The organism is Pseudomonas fragi, assembly GCF_002269505.1.
Classification (GTDB): Bacteria; Pseudomonadota; Gammaproteobacteria; order Pseudomonadales; family Pseudomonadaceae; genus Aquipseudomonas; species Aquipseudomonas fragi_D.
Genome location: NZ_NQKQ01000007.1, coordinates 1 through 22,060 on the forward strand (window position 1 = coordinate 1; position 22,060 = coordinate 22,060).

Annotated in this window: 21 protein-coding genes; 12 read left to right on the top strand and 9 right to left on the bottom strand. The window is 58.5% G+C overall.

Annotation, left to right across the window (positions count from 1 at the left end):
* Positions 1-138 precede the first annotated feature (138 nt).
* Together CJU81_RS08140 and CJU81_RS08145 are read left to right on the top strand one after the other, a co-directional pair.
* Complete coding sequence (locus CJU81_RS08140) at positions 139-1,071, top strand: SdiA-regulated domain-containing protein (RefSeq protein ID WP_095036200.1); 933 nt, start codon at positions 139-141, stop codon at positions 1,069-1,071.
* A 98-nt stretch (positions 1,072-1,169) separates the two neighbouring features.
* Positions 1,170-2,078: an SdiA-regulated domain-containing protein gene (locus CJU81_RS08145; protein WP_095036201.1), complete on the top strand. Its 909-nt coding sequence runs from the start codon at positions 1,170-1,172 to the stop codon at positions 2,076-2,078.
* 114 nt (positions 2,079-2,192) lie between these two features.
* Here CJU81_RS08145 and rpiA read toward each other — a convergent pair whose 3' ends face one another.
* Positions 2,193-2,864 (bottom strand): ribose-5-phosphate isomerase RpiA, encoded by a 672-nt coding sequence (rpiA, locus tag CJU81_RS08150; RefSeq protein ID WP_048363965.1) that lies wholly within the window; start codon positions 2,862-2,864, stop codon positions 2,193-2,195.
* Between the two features lie 141 nt (positions 2,865-3,005).
* On the opposite strand from rpiA, the gene ilvA reads away from it, so the two are divergent.
* Together ilvA and CJU81_RS08160 are read left to right on the top strand one after the other, a co-directional pair.
* Positions 3,006-4,520: a threonine ammonia-lyase, biosynthetic gene (gene ilvA, locus CJU81_RS08155; protein ID WP_095027702.1), complete on the top strand. Its 1,515-nt coding sequence runs from the start codon at positions 3,006-3,008 to the stop codon at positions 4,518-4,520.
* Positions 4,521-4,560: 40 nt separating this feature from the next.
* Positions 4,561-4,989, top strand: coding sequence for a DUF2269 family protein (locus CJU81_RS08160; protein ID WP_095036202.1), 429 nt, complete (start codon positions 4,561-4,563; stop codon positions 4,987-4,989).
* A 130-nt stretch (positions 4,990-5,119) separates the two neighbouring features.
* Here the strand turns inward: CJU81_RS08160 and CJU81_RS08165 are convergent, their stop codons facing one another.
* Positions 5,120-5,776 carry an HAD family hydrolase gene (locus tag CJU81_RS08165; protein ID WP_095036203.1) on the bottom strand — a complete coding sequence of 219 codons (657 nt, stop codon included), beginning with the start codon at positions 5,774-5,776 and terminating at the stop codon, positions 5,120-5,122.
* Positions 5,777-5,919: 143 nt separating this feature from the next.
* Here CJU81_RS08165 and CJU81_RS08170 point away from each other — a divergent pair, with 143 nt between their 5' ends.
* Complete coding sequence (locus tag CJU81_RS08170; protein ID WP_019828104.1) at positions 5,920-6,399, top strand: RNA pyrophosphohydrolase; 480 nt, start codon at positions 5,920-5,922, stop codon at positions 6,397-6,399.
* Between the two features lie 21 nt (positions 6,400-6,420).
* Positions 6,421-8,700, top strand: a complete 2,280-nt coding sequence (ptsP, locus tag CJU81_RS08175) for a phosphoenolpyruvate--protein phosphotransferase (RefSeq protein WP_095036204.1) — start codon at positions 6,421-6,423, stop codon at positions 8,698-8,700.
* A gap of 69 nt (positions 8,701-8,769) precedes the next feature.
* Here ptsP and CJU81_RS08180 read toward each other — a convergent pair whose 3' ends face one another.
* The gene (locus tag CJU81_RS08180; protein ID WP_095036205.1) at positions 8,770-9,516 is read right to left on the bottom strand and encodes an NRDE family protein; all 747 of its coding nucleotides are present in this window, start codon (positions 9,514-9,516) and stop codon (positions 8,770-8,772) included.
* Positions 9,517-9,645: 129 nt separating this feature from the next.
* Here CJU81_RS08180 and CJU81_RS08185 point away from each other — a divergent pair, with 129 nt between their 5' ends.
* From CJU81_RS08185 to CJU81_RS08195, 3 genes are read left to right on the top strand one after another with little or no spacing between them, the layout of a single operon-like run.
* Entirely contained in the window at positions 9,646-10,428 is a 783-nt protein-coding gene (locus CJU81_RS08185) for a sulfite exporter TauE/SafE family protein (RefSeq protein ID WP_095036206.1), read from the top strand.
* Between the two features lie 12 nt (positions 10,429-10,440).
* Positions 10,441-11,244, top strand: coding sequence for a prolipoprotein diacylglyceryl transferase (lgt, locus tag CJU81_RS08190; protein ID WP_094999647.1), 804 nt, complete (start codon positions 10,441-10,443; stop codon positions 11,242-11,244).
* A 53-nt stretch (positions 11,245-11,297) separates the two neighbouring features.
* Positions 11,298-12,269: a thymidylate synthase gene (locus CJU81_RS08195; RefSeq protein ID WP_095036207.1), complete on the top strand. Its 972-nt coding sequence runs from the start codon at positions 11,298-11,300 to the stop codon at positions 12,267-12,269.
* 48 nt (positions 12,270-12,317) lie between these two features.
* Here CJU81_RS08195 and CJU81_RS08200 read toward each other — a convergent pair whose 3' ends face one another.
* Both CJU81_RS08200 and CJU81_RS08205 read right to left on the bottom strand, forming a co-directional pair.
* Positions 12,318-12,983: a fumarylacetoacetate hydrolase family protein gene (locus tag CJU81_RS08200; protein WP_095036208.1), complete on the bottom strand. Its 666-nt coding sequence runs from the start codon at positions 12,981-12,983 to the stop codon at positions 12,318-12,320.
* A gap of 132 nt (positions 12,984-13,115) precedes the next feature.
* Positions 13,116-14,510, bottom strand: coding sequence for an FAD-binding oxidoreductase (locus CJU81_RS08205; protein ID WP_016782783.1), 1,395 nt, complete (start codon positions 14,508-14,510; stop codon positions 13,116-13,118).
* 206 nt (positions 14,511-14,716) lie between these two features.
* Between CJU81_RS08205 and serA the strand changes: the two genes are divergently transcribed.
* Positions 14,717-15,946 (top strand): phosphoglycerate dehydrogenase, encoded by a 1,230-nt coding sequence (gene serA / locus CJU81_RS08210; protein ID WP_095036209.1) that lies wholly within the window; start codon positions 14,717-14,719, stop codon positions 15,944-15,946.
* A 58-nt stretch (positions 15,947-16,004) separates the two neighbouring features.
* Here the strand turns inward: serA and CJU81_RS08215 are convergent, their stop codons facing one another.
* The gene (locus CJU81_RS08215; RefSeq protein WP_037032682.1) at positions 16,005-16,442 is read right to left on the bottom strand and encodes a DUF4399 domain-containing protein; all 438 of its coding nucleotides are present in this window, start codon (positions 16,440-16,442) and stop codon (positions 16,005-16,007) included.
* 139 nt (positions 16,443-16,581) lie between these two features.
* Between CJU81_RS08215 and CJU81_RS08220 the strand changes: the two genes are divergently transcribed.
* Positions 16,582-17,229, top strand: a complete 648-nt coding sequence (locus CJU81_RS08220) for a transporter substrate-binding domain-containing protein (protein WP_095036210.1) — start codon at positions 16,582-16,584, stop codon at positions 17,227-17,229.
* A 99-nt stretch (positions 17,230-17,328) separates the two neighbouring features.
* Here the strand turns inward: CJU81_RS08220 and CJU81_RS08225 are convergent, their stop codons facing one another.
* From CJU81_RS08225 to CJU81_RS08235, 3 genes are read right to left on the bottom strand one after another with little or no spacing between them, the layout of a single operon-like run.
* A complete protein-coding gene (locus CJU81_RS08225) occupies positions 17,329-18,585 on the bottom strand; it encodes a cytochrome c (protein ID WP_095036211.1) in 1,257 nt (418 codons plus the stop codon).
* Between the two features lie 12 nt (positions 18,586-18,597).
* On the bottom strand, positions 18,598-20,382 hold the full coding sequence (locus tag CJU81_RS08230) for a GMC family oxidoreductase (RefSeq protein ID WP_029611641.1): 1,785 nt from the start codon (positions 20,380-20,382) through the stop codon (positions 18,598-18,600).
* A 2-nt stretch (positions 20,383-20,384) separates the two neighbouring features.
* Positions 20,385-21,125, bottom strand: a complete 741-nt coding sequence (locus tag CJU81_RS08235; RefSeq protein WP_094999975.1) for a gluconate 2-dehydrogenase subunit 3 family protein — start codon at positions 21,123-21,125, stop codon at positions 20,385-20,387.
* 300 nt (positions 21,126-21,425) lie between these two features.
* Between CJU81_RS08235 and CJU81_RS08240 the strand changes: the two genes are divergently transcribed.
* Positions 21,426-22,058, top strand: coding sequence for a dual specificity protein phosphatase family protein (locus CJU81_RS08240; RefSeq protein WP_095027712.1), 633 nt, complete (start codon positions 21,426-21,428; stop codon positions 22,056-22,058).
* Positions 22,059-22,060 lie beyond the last annotated feature (2 nt).

Here is a 22,060-nt window from a genome sequence, read left to right on the forward strand (position 1 = left end):
TCGGTACTCAAGTGTTTGTATTGGGTAGACATGGCAACACCTTACATCAGGTGTTGCACTTGTTCCTTGAGACCGCCCAGCCGGTTTTCCCGCTTTGTGATATTTAGATCTGGCCCAACATTTCGGAAGCTCACTCAAATGGCAACAAACCCACAATTGATACCGCCTGTTCCCCGATCCTCACGTTTCAGCATGCGCTGGTATTCCTGGGTTTTACTGGTAGGGGCATTGCTCTACGGGCTCGCATGGATCATGCATTGGGATGACCGCGGTGCGTTGTGGGTACTGGAGCGGTTTGAGAGCCAGTCGGAGCAGAATGAAAGCATATGGCTACCTGACTACAGGGCGGTAATTGATGCCAAGGTGTTGCCGGGGATGGAAAAGGACGAAGCATCGGACCTGGCCTATAGCCCGCTGACCAAAACGCTATTCTCGGTGATGGGCAAAAACCCGTTTCTGGTAGAGCTGACGCTCGATGGCGACGTGCTGCGCAAAATTCCGCTGGTGGGCTGGAGCAACCCGGAAGGCCTGACCGTCATGGAGAACGGCCTGCTGGCCATTGTCGATGAGCGTGAGCATATGCTGAGCATCATCAAGATCGACCCGGACACCAAGTCCCTGAACATTGCCGATTTCCCCAAGTACGACCTGGGCCCTTCGAAAAATCAGAACAAGGCCTTCGAAGCCATTGCCTGGGACCCGCGCCGCCAGCAGCTGTTGCTGGGTGAGGAGCGTCCGCCGCAGTTGTTTGTATGGAAAAGCGACGGCAGCCAGGTGCTTACCGGCAGCAAGCAGAAAGTGCCCAGCGATGAACTGGACCTGCGCAACCTGTCGGCCCTGAGCGTTGATCCGCGTACGGGCCATACGCTGGTGCTGTCGGCCGATTCGCATATGCTGCTGGAACTGGACGAGCTGGGTGAGCAAGTCAGCTTCATCACCTTGCTCGGCGGCTTCAATGGCCTGAAGAACACCATTCCCCGGGCCGAAGGTGTTGCGATTGATGAAAACGGCACGTTGTACATGGTGAGCGAGCCGAACCTGTTTTATCGCTTCGAGAAGACGGTCAAGTAAGTCCTGTGTCTGTGCAAGACATGTTGCCAATTGAGGTTTAAGGTTCAATTCAGACAGCCGTGGTATTTCATTCGCCTGATCTGTTTAGAGTTCGCCCCATGCGCCGTGTCAACCGCTCTACCGTTCTGACTCTCTGTATAGCGCTGGCGGCCTTGCTGGCCGCCAGCTTTGCCGCGCAACATTTTCGCCTGTTTGAACGCGCCTGGTTTCAGGCAAGCCAGCTGTGGCAACCGGTCGACCCCAACGCAATCAACCTGGGCGAGTATCGCGCCGTAGTGCAAGGGCAGGTGATTGACGGGCTTGAAGACGATGTGTCGGCCCTGACATTTGATCCGGTGCGCAAAAGTCTGTTTACCGTGACCAATAAAAAGTCCGAGCTGGTCGAGCTTTCCCTGGACGGCCGGATCTTGCGACGCATTCCCCTGGTCGGGTTTGGGGATGCCGAGGCGGTTGAGTTTATTGGCGAGAACACCTACGTCATAACCGACGAACGTCAACAGCGGCTGATCAAGGTCAAGATCGATGACGATACTCACGTCCTGGATGCCCGCGATGCGGAGCAGTTGACGCTGGGGATCAATCCGTCGGGCAACAAGGGCTTTGAAGGCCTGGCTTATGACTCGACGGGCAAGCGTCTGTTTGTGGCCAAAGAGCGCGATCCGATGCTGATTTACGAGGTGCGCGGCTTCCCTCAGAGCAACCCCCAAAAACCCTATGCCACCCATGTGGTGAGCAACCCGCGACGTGATGCGCGGTTGTTTGTGCGGGACTTGTCGAGTTTGCAGTTTGACGAGCGCACCGGGCATTTGCTGGCACTTTCAGACGAATCGAAATTGCTGCTTGAACTGGGGCTGGACGGGCAACCGATCAGCACACTGTCGCTGAAGAAGGGCAAGCACGGTCTGAACCGCTCAGTGCCGCAGGCAGAAGGTGTCGCGATGGACGATGAAGGGACTGTCTATGTGGTGAGCGAGCCGAATCTGTTTTACGTGTTCAAAAAACCGTAGGTATATGGCATGTAGTCGCAGCTGAAGGTTGCGATCGGGAACCGCAGCGCTTCCAGATGAACGGGTTGCTACGCAACCCTTCGCAGCCTTCGGCAGCGACTACAGGTTTTGCAGTTACTTGCTCAGGGTTTTCACGCCTTCAGGCGTGCCCAGCAACAGCAGGTCGGCCGGGCGGGCAGCGAACAGGCCGTTGGTTACAACACCGACAATGGCGTTGATCTGACGCTCAAGCTCAACCGGGTTGGTGATCTGCATGTTGAACACGTCGATGATGATATTGCCGTTATCCGTGATCACACCTTCGCGGTAAACCGGGTCACCGCCCAGTTTTACCAGCTCGCGGGCCACATGGCTGCGGGCCATCGGGATCACTTCGACTGGCAGCGGGAATGCGCCCAGCACCGGTACCAGCTTGCTGGCGTCGGCGATGCAGATAAAGGTCTTGGCCACGGCCGCGACGATCTTTTCGCGGGTCAGGGCTGCGCCACCGCCTTTGATCAAGTTGAGGTTTTCGTCGCTTTCATCGGCGCCATCAACGTAGAACTCCAGGTCGCTGACCGTGTTCAGTTCATATACCGGAATACCATGGCCCTTAAGGCGCGCGGCGGTGGCTTCGGAGCTGGCCACGGCGCCGTCGAACGCACCCTTGTGCTGGGCCAGGGCGTCGATAAAGCAGTTGGCCGTAGAGCCGGTACCGACCCCGACGATGCTCTTGTCATCCAGTTTTGGAAGGATGAAGTCGACAGCAGCCTGGGCTACGGCCTGTTTGAGTTGATCCTGGGTCATGGGGGCTCCGGGGCGGGAAGGGGAAACAGAAAGGCGCTGAGTATAACTCAAGCCTTTAAAACCTTTGGATTCGTATGGTCGCATGCGCAAACGCTGGGGTAGACTCCTTGGTCCCTGCCAACCCGCCAGTGAAGCTTTCCGATGCTCGAACAGTACGTTAAGAAGATCCTCACCTCGCGCGTTTATGACGTTGCCGTAGAAACCCCCCTGCAAGCTGCCAACCAGCTTACCCAGCGGCTGGGCAACCAGATTTTGCTCAAGCGCGAAGATTTGCAGCCGGTGTACTCGTTCAAGATTCGCGGTGCTTACAACAAGCTCATGCATCTGACCGACGCCGAGCGCGCATGCGGTGTGGTCACGGCGTCTGCGGGCAACCACGCCCAGGGCCTGGCCCTGGCGGCCAAGGTGCTCGGGGTCAAAGCGACCATCGTGATGCCCAAGACCACCCCCGAGATCAAGGTTGAAGGCGTGCGTTCCCGTGGCGGCATTGTGGTGCTGCACGGCGACACTTTCCCCGAGGCGCTGGCCTACTCGCTGCAGCTGGTCGAGAAAGAAGGCTACGTCTACGTTCACCCCTACGATGACCCGCATACCATTGCCGGGCAGGGCACCGTGGCAATGGAAATTCTGCGCCAGCACCCGGCGCCGCTGGACGCGATTTTCGTGCCGGTCGGCGGTGGCGGGCTGATTGCCGGTATTGCGGCGTATGTGAAGTACTTGCGCCCGGACATCAAGATCATTGGCGTCGAGCCCGATGACTCCAACTGCCTGCAAGCCGCGATGGCCGCTGGTGAGCGCGTGGTGCTGCCAACCGTGGGGATTTTCGCCGACGGTGTGGCCGTGGCCCAGATTGGTCAGCACACGTTCGATATCTGCAAAGACTATGTGGATGAAGTCATCACCGTCAGCACTGACGAGATCTGTGCCGCAATCAAGGATATCTTCGACGATACCCGCTCGATCACCGAACCTGCCGGCGCGTTGGGCGTGGCCGGGATCAAGAAGTATGTCGAGCAGCGCGGTGTGCGCGGCCAGACCCTGGTGGCAATCGACTCCGGTGCCAACGTCAACTTCGACCGCTTGCGCCATGTAGCCGAGCGCGCCGAGCTGGGCGAGGGCCGCGAAGCGATTATCGCTGTGACCATCCCGGAAGTGCCGGGCAGCTTCAAGGCGTTTTGCCAGGCAGTGGGCAAACGTCAGATCACTGAATTCAACTATCGCTACCACACCGGCAGCGAAGCGCACATTTTCGTCGGTGTGCAGACTCACCCCGAGAACGATCCGCGCAGCGCACTGTTGGCCAGCCTGACAGAACAGGGCTTCCCGGTGGTCGACCTGACCGAGAACGAACTGGCCAAGCTGCATATCCGACATATGGTCGGCGGGCATGCGGCCAAGGTCAGCGATGAGTTGCTGTTTCGTTTCGAGTTCCCGGAACGGCCGGGTGCGCTGTTCAACTTCCTCAACAAGCTGGGCGGGCGCTGGAATATCTCGATGTTCCACTACCGCAACCACGGCGCGGCGGATGGCCGGGTCATGGCCGGGCTGCAAGTACCGGCGGACGAGCGCCACCTGGTGCCAGCGGCACTGGCGGAAATTGGCTACCCGTACTGGGATGAGAGCGATAACCCGGCCTACCAGCTGTTTCTTGGCTGATAGCCGCTACGCTGATTGAACGGCTCAAGGGACTAATAAAATGGAAACGTTCACAGCGTTAAAACTGCTCCATGGCGTATCAACATTGCTGCTGTTTGTCAGCGCCGTGGCTTTGCTGGTGCTGGTGATCCGGCGCTGGCGGGCAGGGGACAAGAACCTGTCGGGCGGGGTGGTGCAGCGACCCTGGAGCTTTGTCTGGGCGTTGATGGGCCTGTGTTTGCTGGCGCTGCCGGTCAGTGGCTGGTTTCTGGTGCATCTGGCCGGTTGGCCGCTGAGCCAGATGTGGTTGCTGGCGGGTAGTTGTTTGTACCTGCTCGGCAGCTTGAGCTGGTTGTGGCTGGTGGTGCGCCTTAACCGTCTGCGGTTGGGGCGAATGGCCAGGTACCCGTGGTTTACCCTGGTGCTGGCGATTTTTTGCGCAGTCTGCTTTATCGCCATCGCAGGGTTGATGGGCGCCAAGCCGGTTTAAGGCGCGCCCTCACCCCAGCCCTCTCCCAGAGGGAGAGGGGGCTTGATCTGTGGCGCTGCGATAATCTGCTTTTGCTTATAGTTCCCTCTCCCTCCGGGAGAGGGCTAGGGTGAGGGGCTTTTGCTGTTAGCTAGTCGCGCAGCGAGATGACTTCCCAGCCACGCTTGATGGCCTCCGCCCGCAAGTTCGGATCCGGGTCTACCGCCACAGGATGGTCAACCTGCTCCAGCAGCGGCAAGTCGTTCATCGAGTCGCTGTAGAAATAGCTATCTTCCAGGCTATAGCCGTTTTCTTCGATCCAGCGGTTCAGACGTGTCACCTTGCCTTCACGGAAGCAGGGTACGTCGGTGCTGCGACCGGTGTAGCGGCCATCGACGATTTCGCATTCGGTGGCAATCAAATGTTCCACGCCAAGTTTTTCGGCAATGGGGGCGGTGACCACGCGATTGGTGGCAGTAATGATCACCAGGGTGTCGCCTGCTTCCCGGTGCTTGGCCAGCAGGGCCTGGGCCTTGGGCAGCATCAGGCCGTCAATGCAGTCGCGCATGAATTCGCGGTGCCATTGATCCAGTTGCGCCATGTCATGGCGGCCAAAGATTTCCATGCTGAAATTAAGGTAGGCAGCGTTATCCAGCTTGCCGGCCAGGTAGTCCTGGTAGAACGCGTCGTTGCGCGCCTTGTAGGCGTCGCCGTCGAGAATGCCGCGTTGGCACAGGTAGTCGCCCCAGGCGTGATCGCTGTCACCGCCCAGAAGGGTGTTGTCCAAGTCGAATAAAGCCAGACGCATTGAGGTTACCCGTTGAGTTGTCTGAGAAAAGGCCACAAGAATACGGTCTTTTAATAAGAGTGCACATAAGGCAGGAAGGCGCGTTGCTGCTTTCACAACCTTTGTGGAACAATGCGGCGACATGCGTTTGCGAGGTTGTTGCCGTGATCGACCCCGATGGTTTCCGCCCTAATGTCGGGATTATTCTGACAAATGACGCTGGTCAGGTACTTTGGGCTCGCCGTATCAATCAAGACGCCTGGCAGTTTCCACAGGGAGGTATCAACCCTGATGAGACCCCGGAAGACGCCTTGTACCGTGAGCTGAACGAAGAAGTTGGCCTTGAACGCGAAGATGTAGAAATACTCGCCTGCACGCGAGGCTGGTTGCGTTATCGTTTGCCGCAACGCCTGGTTCGTACCCACAGCCAACCGCTGTGCATCGGCCAGAAGCAAAAGTGGTTTTTGCTGCGCCTGGTCTCTAACGAGCAGCGGGTGCGGATGGATTTGACCGGTAAACCGGAGTTCGATGGCTGGCGCTGGGTCAGTTATTGGTACCCGTTGGGCCAGGTGGTGACATTCAAGCGCGAGGTCTACCGTCGCGCTCTCAAAGAGCTTGCCCCGCGCCTTTTAACGCGCGCCTGACACGGAGTTCGACCCCGAGCCATGCTCAATACGCTGCGCAAGATCGTCCAGGAAGTTAACTCCGCCAAGGATCTCAAGGCGGCGTTGGGGATTATTGTGTTGCGCGTCAAAGAGGCCATGAGCAGCCAGGTCTGCTCGGTCTATTTGCTTGATCCAGAGACAAACCGCTTTGTCCTGATGGCCACCGAGGGCTTGAACAAGCGCTCGATCGGCAAAGTCAGCATGGCGCCTAACGAAGGCCTTGTCGGTCTTGTGGGCACCCGTGAAGAGCCTCTGAACCTCGAAAACGCCGCCGATCACCCGCGCTATCGCTACTTTGCCGAAACCGGTGAGGAGCGCTATGCCTCCTTCCTGGGTGCGCCGATCATCCACCACCGGCGCGTGGTCGGGGTTCTGGTCATCCAGCAGAAGGAGCGCCGTCAGTTCGACGAGGGCGAAGAGGCCTTCCTGGTGACCATGAGCGCCCAGCTGGCCGGGGTTATTGCCCACGCCGAAGCCACGGGCTCGATTCGTGGCCTGGGCCGTCAGGGGAAGGGCATCCAGGAAGCCAAGTTCGTCGGCGTTCCGGGGTCGCCGGGGGCTGCCGTGGGTACCGCCGTGGTGATGCTGCCACCCGCGGATCTGGATGTGGTGCCCGACAAGGCCATCACCGATATCCCCGCTGAAATTGCGTTGTTCAAGACCGCCCTTGAAGGCGTGCGCAACGACATGCGCGCGGTGTCCAAGAAGCTCGCCACCCAACTGCGCCCCGAAGAGCAGGCGCTGTTCGACGTGTACCTGATGATGCTCGACGATGCGTCGCTGGGCAGCGAAGTCAAAAATGTCATCAAGACAGGTCAATGGGCCCAGGGCGCGCTGCGCCAGGTCGTGACCGATCACGTCAACCGATTCGAACTGATGGACGACGACTACCTGCGTGAGCGGGCGTCAGATGTGCGTGACCTTGGCCGTCGCCTGCTGGCCTATTTGCAACATGATCGCCAGCAAAGCATGGTCTACCCCGACAACACCATCCTGGTCAGCGAAGAGCTGACGGCCACCATGCTCGGCGAAGTGCCCGAGGGCAAGCTGGCGGGTCTGGTGTCGGTACTGGGTTCGGGTAACTCCCACGTCGCCATTCTGGCGCGGGCCATGGGCATTCCAACCGTGATGGGTGTGGTTGACCTGCCGTACTCCAAGGTCGACGGCATCCAGATGATCGTCGACGGCTACCACGGCGAGGTCTACACCAACCCCAGCGAAGTGCTGCGCAAGCAGTACGCTGAAGTGGTCGAAGAAGAACGTCAGCTGTCCCAGGGACTTGATGCCCTGCGCGAGCTGCCGTGCATCACCCCGGACGGGCATCGCATGCCGCTGTGGGTCAACACCGGCCTGCTGGCCGATGTGGCGCGGGCACAACAGCGTGGCGCTGAAGGCGTAGGTTTGTACCGCACCGAAGTGCCGTTCATGATCAACCAGCGCTTCCCGAGTGAAAAGGAGCAGCTGGCGATTTATCGCGAGCAACTTTCCGCCTTCCATCCGCAACCGGTGACCATGCGCAGCCTGGACATCGGCGGCGACAAGTCACTGTCGTACTTCCCGATCAAGGAAGACAACCCGTTTCTGGGCTGGCGCGGGATTCGCGTCACCCTCGATCACCCGGAAATCTTTCTGGTGCAGGCCCGGGCCATGCTCAAGGCCAGCGAAGGCCTGAACAACCTGCGTATTTTGCTGCCGATGATCTCCGGCACCCACGAACTCGAAGAAGCCCTGCACCTGCTACACCGTGCCTGGGGTGAAGTGCGTGACGAAGGCACCGACGTGCCCATGCCGCCCATTGGCGTGATGATCGAAATCCCGGCTGCGGTCTATCAGACCAAGGAGCTGGCGCGTCAGGTCGACTTTCTGTCGGTGGGTTCCAACGACTTGACCCAGTATCTGCTGGCTGTAGACCGCAACAACCCGCGTGTGGCGGATTTGTATGACTATCTGCACCCAGCTGTGCTTCAAGCCCTGCAGTCGGTGGTGCGTGATGCCCATGCCGAAGGCAAGCCGGCGAGCATCTGCGGTGAAATGGCCGGTGACCCGGCAGCGGCGATCTTGTTGATGGCGATGGGCTTTGACAGCTTGTCGATGAACGCCACCAACTTGCCGAAAGTGAAATGGATGCTGCGTCAGGTCAGCCTGAGCCGCGCCAAGGAACTGCTTGCCGAAGTCATGACCATCGACAACCCTCAGGTGATTCGCAGCACCATTCAGTTGGCGCTGAAGAACATGGGCCTGACCCGCATGATGAACCCGGCGGCGATCAAGCCATATTGAAAAGCGCCCTAACCCTAACCCTCTCCAGGAGGTAGAGGGTTAGGGTTAGGGTTAGGGTTAGGGTTAGCGTCACACCGCCAGTCTCACTTCCCCCAACCGCCCGCCCAGCGGCCCGAAGCTGTGCTCCACCATCAACCTTGACCCGTCCGCATTCACAATCAGCGCGGTACTGGCACGAGTGCCGTAGCTGGGGCTGGTGATAAACACACTCGACAGCAAACTCTCCGTGGCCAGCCCCACGCCGGTATCCGGCAGTTCGCTGAACGGGGCCGTCTGAGGGTCCTTGAGCAACGCCAGCAGCGCTTGTGGCTGCGGGTTGTCCAGCACCTCGGCCAGCGCGGCCTTGGCTTTGAGCAGTTTGGGCCACGGCGTATCCAGCCCGCCGTTGGACAAACCATAAATCCCCGCACTCAGCGGTTGCGGCGCCAGGTCTCTGGAATTGAAATGCCAGAGCTGGTCTGCGCTGCCCAACAGCAAATTAAAACCGGCATAGTCGACAGAACGTCGGCCAACCTCGGTGAAATATTCGGCAATTGACTGGTTGCCAGTGAGAAAGTCCGCCACCAGTTCGCCCCGCGAGCGCCGTGAAGGCGGCTTGTGCGGCTCACGGATATTGGTCAGGGCCGCAAAGCGGCCATCGGCACCAATGCCCAGCCAGGTTCCTCCCGCTTCAAGGTCGCGCCCGGCATACACCTGTGGCGCATTGGCCCACTGCGCCAGGGGTTTGGCAGGGCGGGCGTAGAATTCATCGCGGTTGGCCGCAACGACCAAAGGCTGTGCATGGCCGGGGCGCCAGGCGAAGACAATCAGACACATGGGCAGTCCTTAATGTTTTTTTAACCACACTACTTATAGATTGCTCAGGCGGCTCGCGCCATACCGTGCAGCGCAGTGGAGCCAAAGCCCTTGCTCCGTTACCATGCGGGACAAATTTGGGGGGGCGTCATGGAATTTCTGCTCTATCTGGTGCTGGGAGGTTTTGCGGGCGTGCTGGCCGGGCTGTTCGGGGTCGGCGGTGGGCTTATCATCGTGCCGGTGCTGGTGTTCAGCTTCACCTTGCAGGGTTTTGACAGCGAGGTGCTGACCCACCTGGCCGTCGGCACATCATTGGCCACGATCATCTTTACCTCGATCAACTCGATCCGCGAACACCACCGCAAAGGTGCCGTACGCTGGCCGCTGGTGATCTGGATGACGCTGGGTATCCTGATCGGCGCAGGCATCGGTGCGGTGACTGCAGAAGCCATTGCCGGCCCCCACTTGCAGAAAATCATCGGTGTGTTCGCCGTGGTGATCGCCATTCAGATGGCTCTGGGCTTGCAGCCCAAGGCTACTGGCACGGTACCTGGCAAGGTCGGGCTAACCCTGGCTGGCACGGTGATTGGTTGGGCCTCGGCAATTTTCGGCATCGGCGGCGGCTCGCTGACCGTACCGTTCCTGAGCTGGCGCAGTGTGCCGATGCAGCAGGCCGTGGCCACGTCATCGGCCTGCGGGTTGCCGATTGCACTGGCAGGTGCATTAAGTTTCATGATCATTGGCTGGCATAACCCTGACCTGCCCGCGCATAGTCTCGGGTTTGTCTACCTGCCTGCGCTGCTCGGGATTGCCCTGACCAGCATGTTTTTCGCCCGTTTTGGTGCGCGACTGGCCCATAAGCTCTCGCCACGCCTGCTGAAACGGCTGTTTGCCGCACTGCTGTTCTGTGTCGGTTTGAGTTTCCTGATCTAACAAGGAGTCGCAATGCTGCCTTACCCGCAGATTGACCCGGTGGCATTGGCCATCGGCCCGCTGAAAATCCATTGGTACGGCTTGATGTACCTGATCGGCATTGGCGCTGCCTGGCTGATCCTGTCGCGACGCCTTAACCGCTTCGACCCGACCTGGACCAAAGAAAAACTGTCCGATCTGGTGTTCTGGGTGGCCATGGGCGTGATTGTCGGCGGCCGTTTGGGTTACGTGCTGTTTTACGACCTGAGCGCCTACATCGCCAACCCGCTGCTGATTTTTGAAGTGTGGAAAGGCGGCATGGCATTCCACGGCGGCCTGATCGGCGTGATGCTGGCGGTATGGGGCTTTGGCAAACGCAACGGCAAGTCGTTCTTCCAGATCATGGACTTTATCGCCCCTGTAGTGCCGATCGGCCTGGGTGCGGGGCGCATCGGCAACTTTATCAACGCCGAACTGTGGGGTAAGGCCAGCGATGTGCCATGGGCGATGATTTTCCCGACTGACCCACAACAACTGGCGCGTCATCCGTCGCAGCTTTACCAGTTCGCCCTCGAAGGTGTGGCACTCTTCCTGATTCTTTGGCTGTACTCGCGCAAACCCCGTCCAACCATGGCGGTTTCCGGGATGTTCGCCCTGTTCTACGGCATCTTCCGCTTTATCGTCGAATTCGTCCGTGTGCCGGATGCCCAGTTGGGTTATCTCGCGTTCGGCTGGGTGACGATGGGGCAAATTCTCTGCATCCCGATGATCGCGGGCGGCCTGTTCCTGATCTGGTGGGCTTACCACCGCGATCCAGCGGCTCAAAAAGCTGCGTAATACATTCGGATGGCGGGGCTTATAGAGCCCCGCATTCAAACGGTAGGAAAACCATGAAGCAATATCTCGACCTCGTTGCCAACGTCATTAAAAACGGCACCCTGCAAGCCAACCGCACCGGTGTGAAGACCATCAGTCTGCCCGGCGCCATGCTGCGCTACGACCTCAAGGAAGGCTTCCCGGCCATCACCACCCGGCGCATGGCGTTCAAATCGGCCATTGGCGAGATGTGCGGCTTCTTGCGCCCGGTCAACAGTGCCGCGGACTTCCGTGCATTGGGTTGCAAGGTGTGGGACCAGAACGCCAACGAAAACGCCCAGTGGCTGGCCAACCCGTTCCGTCAGGGCGAAGACGACCTTGGCGAAATCTACGGTGTGCAATGGCGTAAATGGCCGGCCTACAAGCAAGTTGATCGCAGCAATGTGGCCGCCATCGAGCTATGCCTGAGCCAGGGCTATCGTCAGATTGCCGAAGGCGAAGAAGACGGCCAGGCCTATGTGGTGCTGTACAAGGCCATCGACCAGGTCCGCCAGTGCGTCGACACCATCATCAATGACCCGGGCAGCCGCCGCATCCTGTTCCACGGCTGGAACTGCGCCCAGCTCGACGAAATGGCCTTGCCGCCGTGCCACCTGCTGTACCAGTTCCACCCGAATGTCGAGACCAAGGAAATTTCCCTGACCCTCTACATCCGCTCCAATGACCTGGGCCTGGGCACGCCGTTCAACCTGACCGAAGGCGCTGCGCTGCTGAGCCTGATCGGCCGCCTCACCGGCTACACGCCGCGCTGGTTCACCTACTTCATCGGCGATGCCCACGTGTATGAAAACCACCTGGACATGCTCAACGAACAGCTGACCCGCGAGCCGTTCCCGATGCCCAAACTGGTGATTTCGGACCGCGTACCGGAATTCGCCAAGACCGGCGTATACCAGCCGGAGTGGCTGGGCCTGATCGAACCAGGTGACTTCAGCCTCGAAGGCTATCAGCACCACGCGCCAATGACCGCACCGATGGCGGTGTAATGCAAAAGCCTGTGGCTGTTGCCACAGGCTGCTTCAGTCAGGCCCTGGTTAACGAACGTTGCTCTCGAAGCGGCTGACGCCCGTCAGCTCCAGCACCAGTTCATCCCCTACATTCAGCGGACCAACGCCCACCGGAGTGCCGGTCATGATCACGTCACCGGCCTGCAGCGAGAAACACGCAGCCATGTGCTGGATCATCGGCACGATCGGGTTGAGCATCAGAGCACTGTTGCCGTCCTGACGCACTTCGCCATTGATGGTCAGGCGAATGCCGATATCGGCCAGATCGGGAAAGGTGCTGCTCTGTACGAACGGCGCCAGCACGCAAGCGCCGTCGAACGATTTGGCGATTTCCCACGGCAGCCCCTTGCCCTTGAGCTCGGCCTGCTTGTCACGCAGGGTCAGGTCCAGGCCGGGGGCAAAACCGGAGATGGCGTCCAGCACTTCTTCGGCGCTCGGCTTGTTCGACAGGGGCTTGCCGATCAACACCGAAATTTCGGCTTCGTAGTGCACCGAACCGCGTTCGGTGGGGATCGCAAAGCCGCCTTCCAGAGGCACGACACAACTGCCCGGCTTGATGAAAAGCAGGGGCTCGGTCGGTATCGGGTTGTCCAGTTCCTTGGCGTGTTCGGCATAGTTACGGCCGATGCACACCACTTTACCGATAGGAAAGTGAATCCGGGTACCGTCGACATACTGGTGCTGATAGCTCATTGACCGACTCCGCTGATGAATGCTGATTGTGTGTAGTCGCTGCCGCAGGCTGCGAAGGATTGCGGAGCAATCCGTTTCTTGAAGCCCCTGCGAATCCTTTCGCAGCCTGCGGCAGCGACTACACGCTATGGTTTAAACCGCAAAAATCTTGCCGGGGTTCATGATGCCTTTAGGGTCGAACACGGCCTTGAGCGCTTTCATGTATTCGATCTCAACCGGCGAGCGGCTGTAGGTCAGGTAGTCACGCTTGGTCATGCCCACGCCATGCTCGGCAGAGATCGAGCCGTTGTACTTCTCAACGGTCTCAAATACCCACTTATTCACCGTCGCGCACTTGGCGAAGAACTCGTCCTTGCTCAGGTTTTCCGGCTTGAGGATGTTCAAGTGCAGGTTGCCGTCGCCAATGTGACCGAACCAGACAATTTCGAAGTCCGGGTAGTGTTCGCCGACGATCGCGTCAATTTCTTTCAAAAATGCCGGGACTTTCGACACAGTGACCGAAATGTCGTTTTTGTACGGTGTCCAGTGGGAAATGGTCTCGGAGATGTACTCACGCAGTTTCCACAGGTTCTGCAGCTGGGTTTCGCTCTGGCTCATCACGCCATCAAGCACCCAGCCTTCTTCCATGCAGTGCTCGAAGGTTTCCAGGGCGGCGTTAGCTACCTCTTCAGTGGTCGCTTCGAACTCCAGCAGCGCGTAGAACGGGCAGTCGGTTTCAAACGGCGAAGGCACGTCGCCACGATCCATAACCTTGGCCAGCGCCTTGTCGGAGAAGAACTCGAAAGCCGTCAGATCGAGCTTGTTCTGGAAGGCATGCAGTACCGGCATGATGGAATCGAAATCAGCCGTGCCCAGCACCATCGCCGTCAGATTTTTCGGCGCGCGGTCCAGGCGCATGGTGGCTTCCACCACAAATCCCAGGGTGCCTTCAGCGCCGATAAACAGCTGACGCATGTCGTAGCCGGTGGCGTTTTTGATCAGGTCCTTGTTCAGCTCCAGCACGTCGCCCTTACCGGTGACCACTTTCATGCCGGCCACCCAGTTGCGGGTCATGCCGTAGCGAATCACCTTGATCCCGCCGGCATTGGTGCCGATATTGCCGCCAATCTGGCTGGAACCTGCCGAAGCGAAGTCCACCGGATAGTACAGGCCGTTTTCTTCGGCCAGGTTCTGCAGATGTTCAGTCACTACACCCGGCTGGCAGACCACGGTGCGGTCGGTCAGGTTGATGTCCAGCACCTGGTTCATGTAATCAAACGACACCACCACTTCGCCATTGGCAGCCACGGCTGCAGCGGACAAACCGGTACGGCCACCCGACGGCACCAGCGCCACGTTATGGGCGTTGGCCCACAGCACGATGGCCTGCACTTGCTCGGTGGTCTTGGGGAACACAATGGCCAGCGGGGCCGGGGCGAAATGCTTGGTCCAATCCTTGCCGTAAGCATTAAGGGAGTCGGCGTCGGTCAAAACCTTGCCAGGCTCTACCAGGGTCTTCAGCTCATCAATCAAGGCAGGATGGGTCATCAACAGAACTCTCGAACAATTCATGGTCATCCTGAGAACGCTTCACGTCGCAGGAATGGGTGTTTAGCGGGGCGCTTATGCTAGCATACGACCCCCCCGCAGAATCGAGCCACAGGACGATTCTCGGTGCCGGTCTTCACGCCGGCCAGGTCAGCTCGCGCTGTCCATTCCCTGCCATTTTTTCTCTGGGACACAGGTTTACGCAGATGAGCAAGACTTCTCTCGATAAGAGCAAGATCAAGTTCCTTCTTTTGGAAGGCGTCCACCAATCCGCTGTTGATGTGCTCAAATCCGCCGGGTACACCAGCATTGAGTACATCACCAGTTCCTTGCCTGAAGCCCAGCTGAAGGAAAAGATCGCTGATGCCCACTTTATCGGCATCCGTTCTCGTACCCAGCTGACCGAAGAAGTGTTCGATTGCGCCAAGAAACTGGTCGCTGTTGGTTGTTTCTGCATCGGCACCAACCAGGTCGACCTCAACGCTGCTCGCGAACGCGGTATCGCTGTTTTCAACGCCCCTTACTCCAACACCCGTTCGGTGGCCGAGTTGGTGCTGGCTGAAGCGATCCTGTTGTTGCGTGGCATCCCTGAGAAAAACGCTTCCTGCCACCGTGGCGGCTGGATCAAGAGCGCGGCCAACTCCTTCGAAATCCGCGGCAAGAAGCTGGGTATCGTGGGTTACGGCTCGATCGGTACCCAACTGTCGGTTCTGGCTGAAGGCCTGGGCATGCAGGTGTTCTTCTATGACACCGTGACCAAGCTGCCATTGGGCAACGCGACTCAGGTTGGCAATCTGCACGAGCTGTTGGGCATGTCCGACATCGTCACCTTGCACGTACCGGAAACCGCAGCCACCCAGTGGATGATCGGCGAGAAAGAAATCCGCGCAATCAAAAAGGGCGGCATTCTGATCAACGCTGCGCGTGGCACCGTGGTTGAACTGGACGCCCTGGCTGACGCGATCAAGGACAAGCACCTGATCGGCGCCGCTATCGACGTGTTCCCGGTTGAGCCGCGCTCCAACGACGACGTGTTCGAAAGCCCGCTGCGTGGCCTGGACAACGTGATCCTGACCCCGCACATCGGCGGTTCCACCGCTGAAGCGCAAGCCAACATCGGTCTGGAAGTGGCAGAAAAACTGGTCAAGTACAGCGACAACGGTACCTCGGTATCGTCCGTGAACTTCCCGGAAGTGGCCCTGCCGGCCCACCCTGGCAAGCACCGTCTGCTGCACATCCACCAGAACATTCCGGGCGTGATGAGCGAAATCAACAAGATCTTCGCCGAAAACGGGATCAACATCTCCGGCCAGTTCCTGCAAACCAACGAGAAAGTTGGCTATGTAGTGATCGACGTCGACGCCGAGTCCTCGGACCTGGCGCAAGAGAAGCTGCAGACCATCAACGGCACCATTCGTTGCCGCGTGTTGTTCTAAAAGCGCTTCACTAAAAAGGGAGACCCTCGGGTCTCCCTTTTTTATGCGTCGAAAAAGCTTATTTCACATCAACCGTGATTTTCTTCGACACGATGCTTGGCTTGAACGGCACGTGCACCTGGTTGCCCAGAACCAGTTGCAAGGTGTGCTTGCCTGGTGGCAGGGTGACCTGGGTTTCGGTCTGGGCCTTGCCGAAGTGGATATGGTTGGCATCGGCCGGGATCGGTGCGTTCTCGGCAGGCAACTGGTCGACATCGATCAGCAGGTGGTGATGGCCCGCGTGCGGCGTAGCCTCGGTGATTGGCGCCAGCGGCATGCCTTCGATACCGAATTTAACGGTGAAGGTTTGATCAACCGTGGCACCGTCTTTAGGTTCAACGATGAACACTTTGGCACCTTTTGGTGCCGGCTCCGATTCCAGGCCAGCCGCTGTGGCCATGACCGAAGCGCCCATCAATACAGAAGCCAACGCAACACGAGACAGTAGAGCTTTCATTTTTTTCTCCGGTTTTGTGCAAAATTCTTCAGTATCAGACAACTTTGAGCCAAACCGTTGTCCAACGCCGCAAGTGACCAACATAAAGCAAAGCGAACGTTAAATGCGATTCGCTTGCATCCCAACCAAAGGAGTGACCATGCGTTTATTGCCGGGCCTGATGCTATTACTGCCACTGGCGAGCCCTTTTGCTCAAGCCGAACTGATCGACGACATCAACGACCGTGGCGAACTGCGCATAGCCCTTGAAGCTGACATGGCACCGTTCAGCTTCAAACAGGACGGGCGTCTGACAGGCTTTGACGTTGAACTGGGCGAGTTGCTGGCTCAGGAGCTGGAAGTGCATTCCTCCATTCTTGTCACCGATAACGCTGACCTGCTGTCAGGAGTTGAGAGCGGAAAATACGATGTCGCCATCAACCACATCGCTTTGACCCCCGAACTTCAGAATCGGTTCGATTTCAGCGAACCTTACCGCCATACCCAGGCCCAGGCGATAGCCCGACAAGACAAGCCGAGCCCGCCCAACACCCTTGCAACGCTGCAGAGTCAGCTTTCAGACGTAGTTCAGAGCAATCAGTTTGTCGAACGCCCGTCCTTGGTCACCGTGGCACAAAAACCACCGGTAGCGGATGAGGAGGTTGCCTTGGCGATTCCCTTCCAGAAAGGCAACCCGGCGTTCCAGGCCAGCCTGGACAAGGCGTTGCAAAGGATCAAGGCAGATGGCCGGCTGGAGGCGTTGTCGCAGAAATGGTTCGGCGAAAATTCAAAAACGCCCTCACCCTAACCCTCTCCCGGAGGGAGAGGGGACCAAAAGCAAAAGCAGATGTGCGTCACACTGAAGATCGGCTCCCTCTCCCTCGGGAGAGGGCTGGGGTGAGGGGCTTCAGGGCGTGCGCAACACCTTCACATCCCCGGCCTTCACCTCAGCCGCCTTGTTGCCCCAGCTAGTACGGATGAAATTGACCACATCGGCCACTTCCTGATCCGACAGACGCCAGTCGAAAGCGGGCATGGTGAAAGTCGACGGCGCCGTATGCGTCGCAGGCAACGTCCCACCTTTTAGCACGATATGAATCAACGACGTCGGATCATCCGACTGCAATACCGGGTTACCCGCCAGGGCAGGGAACACCCGGGTATAGCCGTGGCCGTCGGTACGGTGGCAGGCTGCACAGTTATCGATATAGACCGCAGCTCCACGCTTGCTGTCGTCGCCGTTCCACAGGGCATCCGCTACAGCCGGATCGTACTGATGGGGCTTGTCCGCCGGATTCACCGCCGGCAACGACTTCAGGTAACGGGCAATAGCCGTCAGATCCGCGTCGGACATGTACTGCATGCTATGTACGATCACATCGCTCATGCCGCCAAATACTGCACTGCGATCACTGCGCCCGGTCTTGAGGAACTGCACCAGTTGGTCTTCGCTCCAGCTGCCCAGACCATCCTTGTGATCACCGCGCAGGTTCTTCGCGATCCAGCCTTCCAGCGGTGCGCTGCCTGACAGGAACGCAGGGCTATCACTGGCACTCAGGGCCTTCTCCTGCATGGTCAGGGCGCGTGGTGTATGGCATGCGCCGCAATGGCCCAAGCCTTCCACCAGATACGCACCACGGTTGACGACCGCGTCCTGCCCGGCAGTAGGTTTGAAGTCTTCAACCGCCGGGGCAAATAGCCAGCGCCAGATCGCCAGCGGCCAGCGCATGCTCAGGGGCCACGGGATGTCGGCGTCCTGATTCGCTTGTTCAACGGGTTTTACGCCCTTCATGAAGTAGGCATACAAGGCCCGCATATCGGCCTCGTTTACCCGCGCATAGGACGGATACGGCATGGCCGGATACAAGGTGCTGCCGTTCTGCGCAACACCGTGGCGCACGGCTTTGTCGAAGTCTTCAAAGCTGTAAGTGCCAATGCCGTTTTTGTCCGGCGTGATGTTGGTCGAGTAGATCGTACCGATCGGCGTCTCCATCGCCAGGCCACCGGCGAACGGCTTGCCGCCCTTGGCGGTGTGGCACGCCACGCAATCACCGGCGCGAGCCAGGTACTCACCTTGTTTGATCAGGGCTTGCGAGTCACTGTCGGCGGCCACCGCCGAGAAGCTTGCCAGCAGCGCCAGGGAGGCGATAACAAATGCTTTCATGGTCATCGCTCCTTATGCCTGAACCAGTGGACCGGGGTTTTTCAGGTACTGCTCGCGAATCGCCCGCGCCGACCAATAGGTCAGTGCAGCCACAAGCCCGGTAGGGTTGTAGCCCAAACCTTGTGGGAAAGCCGATGCACCCGGCACAAACACGTTGTGAACGTCCCAGCTTTGCAGGTAACGGTTCAGTGCACTGGTTTTCGGGTTGGTCCCCATGATCGCTCCACCGTTAAGGTGGGTGGTCTGGTACGACGACGTATTGAAGTGGTCACCCACTTGTTTGCCGATACGCGCAATGGCCTTGGGGTTCATCGCTTCGGCGATCTTGCCCATTTTTTCCATCATGAAGCGGTTCATCTTGATGTCGTTTTCTTGCCAGTCGAACGTCATGCGCAGCAGCGGTTGGCCGTAGGCATCGCGATACACCGGGTCCAGATCAAGGTAGTTGCCACGGTAGGACTGATGCGCACCGTGGGCGTCCATCGACACTTGGTGGGTGTAGTAATCGGCAGTTGCACGCTTCCACGCGCTGCCCCAGGCCGGCGTACCCGGCGGGTTGGACGTGCCTGCAATCGGCCGGCTACCGGCCTGGTTGACCCACATCGGCGAGCCGCCGACAAAACCGTGCGGCCCGTGGTCGAAGTTGTCGGCATTGAAATCATCAATGGCCACGCCATTGCCGCCTGCACCGATAAAGTTATTGGTGTGCACGTCTTTGTCGAAGTAGGCCTTGATGGTGCCCATGTTCTGGTAAGCGAAGTTTTTGCCCACTACGCCTTCACCCGTTTTCGGGTCATACGGCTTGCCAATGCCCGACAACAACATCAGACGCACATTGTGGAACTGGAACGCGCCCAGGATCACCAGATCGGCCTGCTGCTCGATTTCCCGGCCCAGGGCATCGATATAGGTCACACCGGTGGCTTTGGTTTTGGTGCTGTCCAGGTTGACCCGGATCACATGGGCATTCGGGCGCAGCTCGAAGTTCGGCAACGGCTTGAGGGCAGGAAGAATGTTTACGTTGGGCGATGCCTTGGAATACATGTAGCAGACATAACCGCTGCAAAAACCGCAGAAGTTGCACGGCCCCATCTGCGCGCCATAGGGGTTGGTGTATGGCCCGGAGGTGTTTGCCGACGGCAGGTTATAAGGCTTGTAGCCAACCTCATTGGCCGCTTTCTGAAACAGCTGTGCGGAGTAGGTGTTCTTCTGCGACACCAATGGGAAGTGGTCCGAACGGTCCGGCGCATAAGGGTTGCCGCCCTTGCCTTCACCGACCCGTTGGCCATTGACGGTCCAGGCCTGACCCGACGTACCAAAAACCTTTTCGGCATAGTCGAAGAAAGGCTCCAGCTCTTCGTAGCTGACGCCGAAGTCCTGGATGGTCATGTCTTTGGGGATAAAGTTTTTGCCGTAACGCTCTTCGTAATGGCTGCGCATGCGCAGTTCGATCGGGTCGACCCGAAAGTGCACCCCCGACCAGTGCAAGCCTGCACCGCCCACACCGTTACCCGGCAGGAAAGCACCCAACTGGCGGTTAGGCAGGGCCACGTCATTGACGCTATGGCGGATGGTGACGGTTTCTTTGGAGACGTCCTGGAACAGCTTTTTGCGCACGCTGTAGGTGAGTTCGTCGATGACCTGTGGATAGTTGCCGTCCGGGTAGGTGTCCTGCATCGGACCGCGTTCCAGGGCCACAACATTCAGACCGGCTTCGGTCAGCTCTTTGGCCATGATCGCGCCGGTCCAACCGAAACCAACGATTACTGCATCAACTTTTTTCATAACGGTCGACATGCTCAAGCCCTCTCGCCGCGAATGGAAACTGCCGGGAAGGGGTATTGCTCGTTGCGTTCTACCCAGTCCATAAAATCAGCGCGCGCGCCGGGGAAGCCGATCATGGTCCAGCCGATCATGCCTTTGTTGCCACCGTGAATAGGGTCACAAAAGAAGCCTTCCTTGGTGTTTTGCAGCAAAAAGCTGAAAAACATCTTGGCCGGGACGCTATCGAATTTAGGCGTGCCGGCTTCCAGTTGTTTGAGCACTTCGTCTCGGGTAGCGCTGTCTAGCCCAGCAAATGTTGAGTTATAGGCTTTTTTGCAGAGCTCCTCCGTGGCAGCAATACCCAGGCGATAGATCTGTTTTGGCACCAGTTTGCTCTGCCAGCCCATTTCCGGCGCAGCGTCGGCATTGAACGGCCCCTGCATGAACCACAGCGCGCCGCTGGCGTAAGGCGTGTTCATCTGACGGTCGATATATTCCGGAACGCCAGCTTCGAGCGCGCCGGGGCCTTGCTCGTCAGCCGGGATCAGGCGCGCGACAGCCGCGTTTACAAACGCCCATTCTTCAGCGGTGAAGTAGGTTGGCTCATAGGCCGGGCCTGATGCGGCAACGGGTGGGGCAGCGACCGGTGCGGCTTGAGCGTCTGGCGTAGCCATCAGGACGGAACCACCCAGGCCCGTGCTCGCAACGGTGACCACTGGAATCAGGGTCAGGGTTTTGCGCAAAAACTCACGCCGGGGGTTGTCTTGCTCAGACATGCGGGGCACCTCATCAGGCATTCACGGATTACAGCCGCTCATGGGCAGCTTTTCGTTTTGGCAGCGATACGGGTCGAAATTGACCTTGGAAACAACACGCATGCAAAGTTTGGTTACAAATACTAACAGGCCGGGCGCGCAGATGAATCGTTTCATGCGTAAATTTGCCGCACTGATAGCACCAGGCCATTACTGGGCGCGTCATCACGTTTTTTTGACAAATGCCTGACACAGTTTTGATCAGCCATCCCTCAATCTTGCGTTTCAACTTCCGAATTCTTTTTTAATGGTCGAACTGATATGCCCAAAGCCCGGTTTTTTCCTGCTCTGTGCCTGACCTTGCTGGCAGCGTTTGCATTGCCCCAGGCCCAAGCTGACGAAACTGCCCAGGCCCGGCCTGCACAGTGGGCACAGCCCATTGCCACGCAGTACAACCTGTATCAAATGTCCCCAACCCTGTACCGCAGCGCACTGCCTGACAGCGCTGCGCAGCCGTTGCTGCAAAAGCTGCAAATCGCTACCGTCATCAACTTTTTGCCTGATGCCGACAGCTCCTGGCTCACTACACCGGGTGTCGCACAAATTCAGCTGCCTTATCGCACCAACCATGTGGATGACGCCGATGTATTGGCCGCCTTGCGCGCCATTCAGACCGCTCAAGCCCAAGGCCCGGTGTTGATGCATTGCAAGCACGGCTCGGACCGTACCGGGCTGATGGCGGCGATGTACCGCGTGGTCGTGCAGGACTGGAGCAAGGAAGACGCCCTGAAAGAAATGACCCAGGGCGGCTTTGGCGAAAACTCGCACCACAAGGATGGCGAGAGCTACATGATGAAAGCGGATATCCCACAGTTGCGTGCAGCCTTGAGCAGTGGCGCATGCAGTACCAGCCCGTTTGCTTCGTGCACTGTGAAGAACTGGTTTAAATCCTGAGA

What these genes read in the sequence shown, in the direction of transcription:
- CJU81_RS08205 (WP_016782783.1), bottom strand. Translation starts at nt 14,510, where the DNA reads ATGACCCATCCTGCCTTGATTGATGAGCTGAAGACCCTGGTAGAGCCT.
- ptsP (WP_095036204.1), top strand. Translation starts at nt 6,421, where the DNA reads ATGCTCAATACGCTGCGCAAGATCGTCCAGGAAGTTAACTCCGCCAAG.
- lgt (WP_094999647.1), top strand. Translation starts at nt 10,441, where the DNA reads ATGCTGCCTTACCCGCAGATTGACCCGGTGGCATTGGCCATCGGCCCG.
- CJU81_RS08145 (WP_095036201.1), top strand. Translation starts at nt 1,170, where the DNA reads ATGCGCCGTGTCAACCGCTCTACCGTTCTGACTCTCTGTATAGCGCTG.
- ilvA (WP_095027702.1), top strand. Translation starts at nt 3,006, where the DNA reads ATGCTCGAACAGTACGTTAAGAAGATCCTCACCTCGCGCGTTTATGAC.
- CJU81_RS08215 (WP_037032682.1), bottom strand. Translation starts at nt 16,442, where the DNA reads ATGAAAGCTCTACTGTCTCGTGTTGCGTTGGCTTCTGTATTGATGGGC.
- CJU81_RS08195 (WP_095036207.1), top strand. Translation starts at nt 11,298, where the DNA reads ATGAAGCAATATCTCGACCTCGTTGCCAACGTCATTAAAAACGGCACC.
- CJU81_RS08180 (WP_095036205.1), bottom strand. Translation starts at nt 9,516, where the DNA reads ATGTGTCTGATTGTCTTCGCCTGGCGCCCCGGCCATGCACAGCCTTTG.
- CJU81_RS08230 (WP_029611641.1), bottom strand. Translation starts at nt 20,382, where the DNA reads ATGTCGACCGTTATGAAAAAAGTTGATGCAGTAATCGTTGGTTTCGGT.
- serA (WP_095036209.1), top strand. Translation starts at nt 14,717, where the DNA reads ATGAGCAAGACTTCTCTCGATAAGAGCAAGATCAAGTTCCTTCTTTTG.
- CJU81_RS08200 (WP_095036208.1), bottom strand. Translation starts at nt 12,983, where the DNA reads ATGAGCTATCAGCACCAGTATGTCGACGGTACCCGGATTCACTTTCCT.
- CJU81_RS08165 (WP_095036203.1), bottom strand. Translation starts at nt 5,776, where the DNA reads ATGCGTCTGGCTTTATTCGACTTGGACAACACCCTTCTGGGCGGTGAC.
- CJU81_RS08225 (WP_095036211.1), bottom strand. Translation starts at nt 18,585, where the DNA reads ATGAAAGCATTTGTTATCGCCTCCCTGGCGCTGCTGGCAAGCTTCTCG.
- CJU81_RS08235 (WP_094999975.1), bottom strand. Translation starts at nt 21,125, where the DNA reads ATGTCTGAGCAAGACAACCCCCGGCGTGAGTTTTTGCGCAAAACCCTG.
- CJU81_RS08160 (WP_095036202.1), top strand. Translation starts at nt 4,561, where the DNA reads ATGGAAACGTTCACAGCGTTAAAACTGCTCCATGGCGTATCAACATTG.
- CJU81_RS08140 (WP_095036200.1), top strand. Translation starts at nt 139, where the DNA reads ATGGCAACAAACCCACAATTGATACCGCCTGTTCCCCGATCCTCACGT.
- rpiA (WP_048363965.1), bottom strand. Translation starts at nt 2,864, where the DNA reads ATGACCCAGGATCAACTCAAACAGGCCGTAGCCCAGGCTGCTGTCGAC.
- CJU81_RS08185 (WP_095036206.1), top strand. Translation starts at nt 9,646, where the DNA reads ATGGAATTTCTGCTCTATCTGGTGCTGGGAGGTTTTGCGGGCGTGCTG.
- CJU81_RS08240 (WP_095027712.1), top strand. Translation starts at nt 21,426, where the DNA reads ATGCCCAAAGCCCGGTTTTTTCCTGCTCTGTGCCTGACCTTGCTGGCA.
- CJU81_RS08220 (WP_095036210.1), top strand. Translation starts at nt 16,582, where the DNA reads ATGCGTTTATTGCCGGGCCTGATGCTATTACTGCCACTGGCGAGCCCT.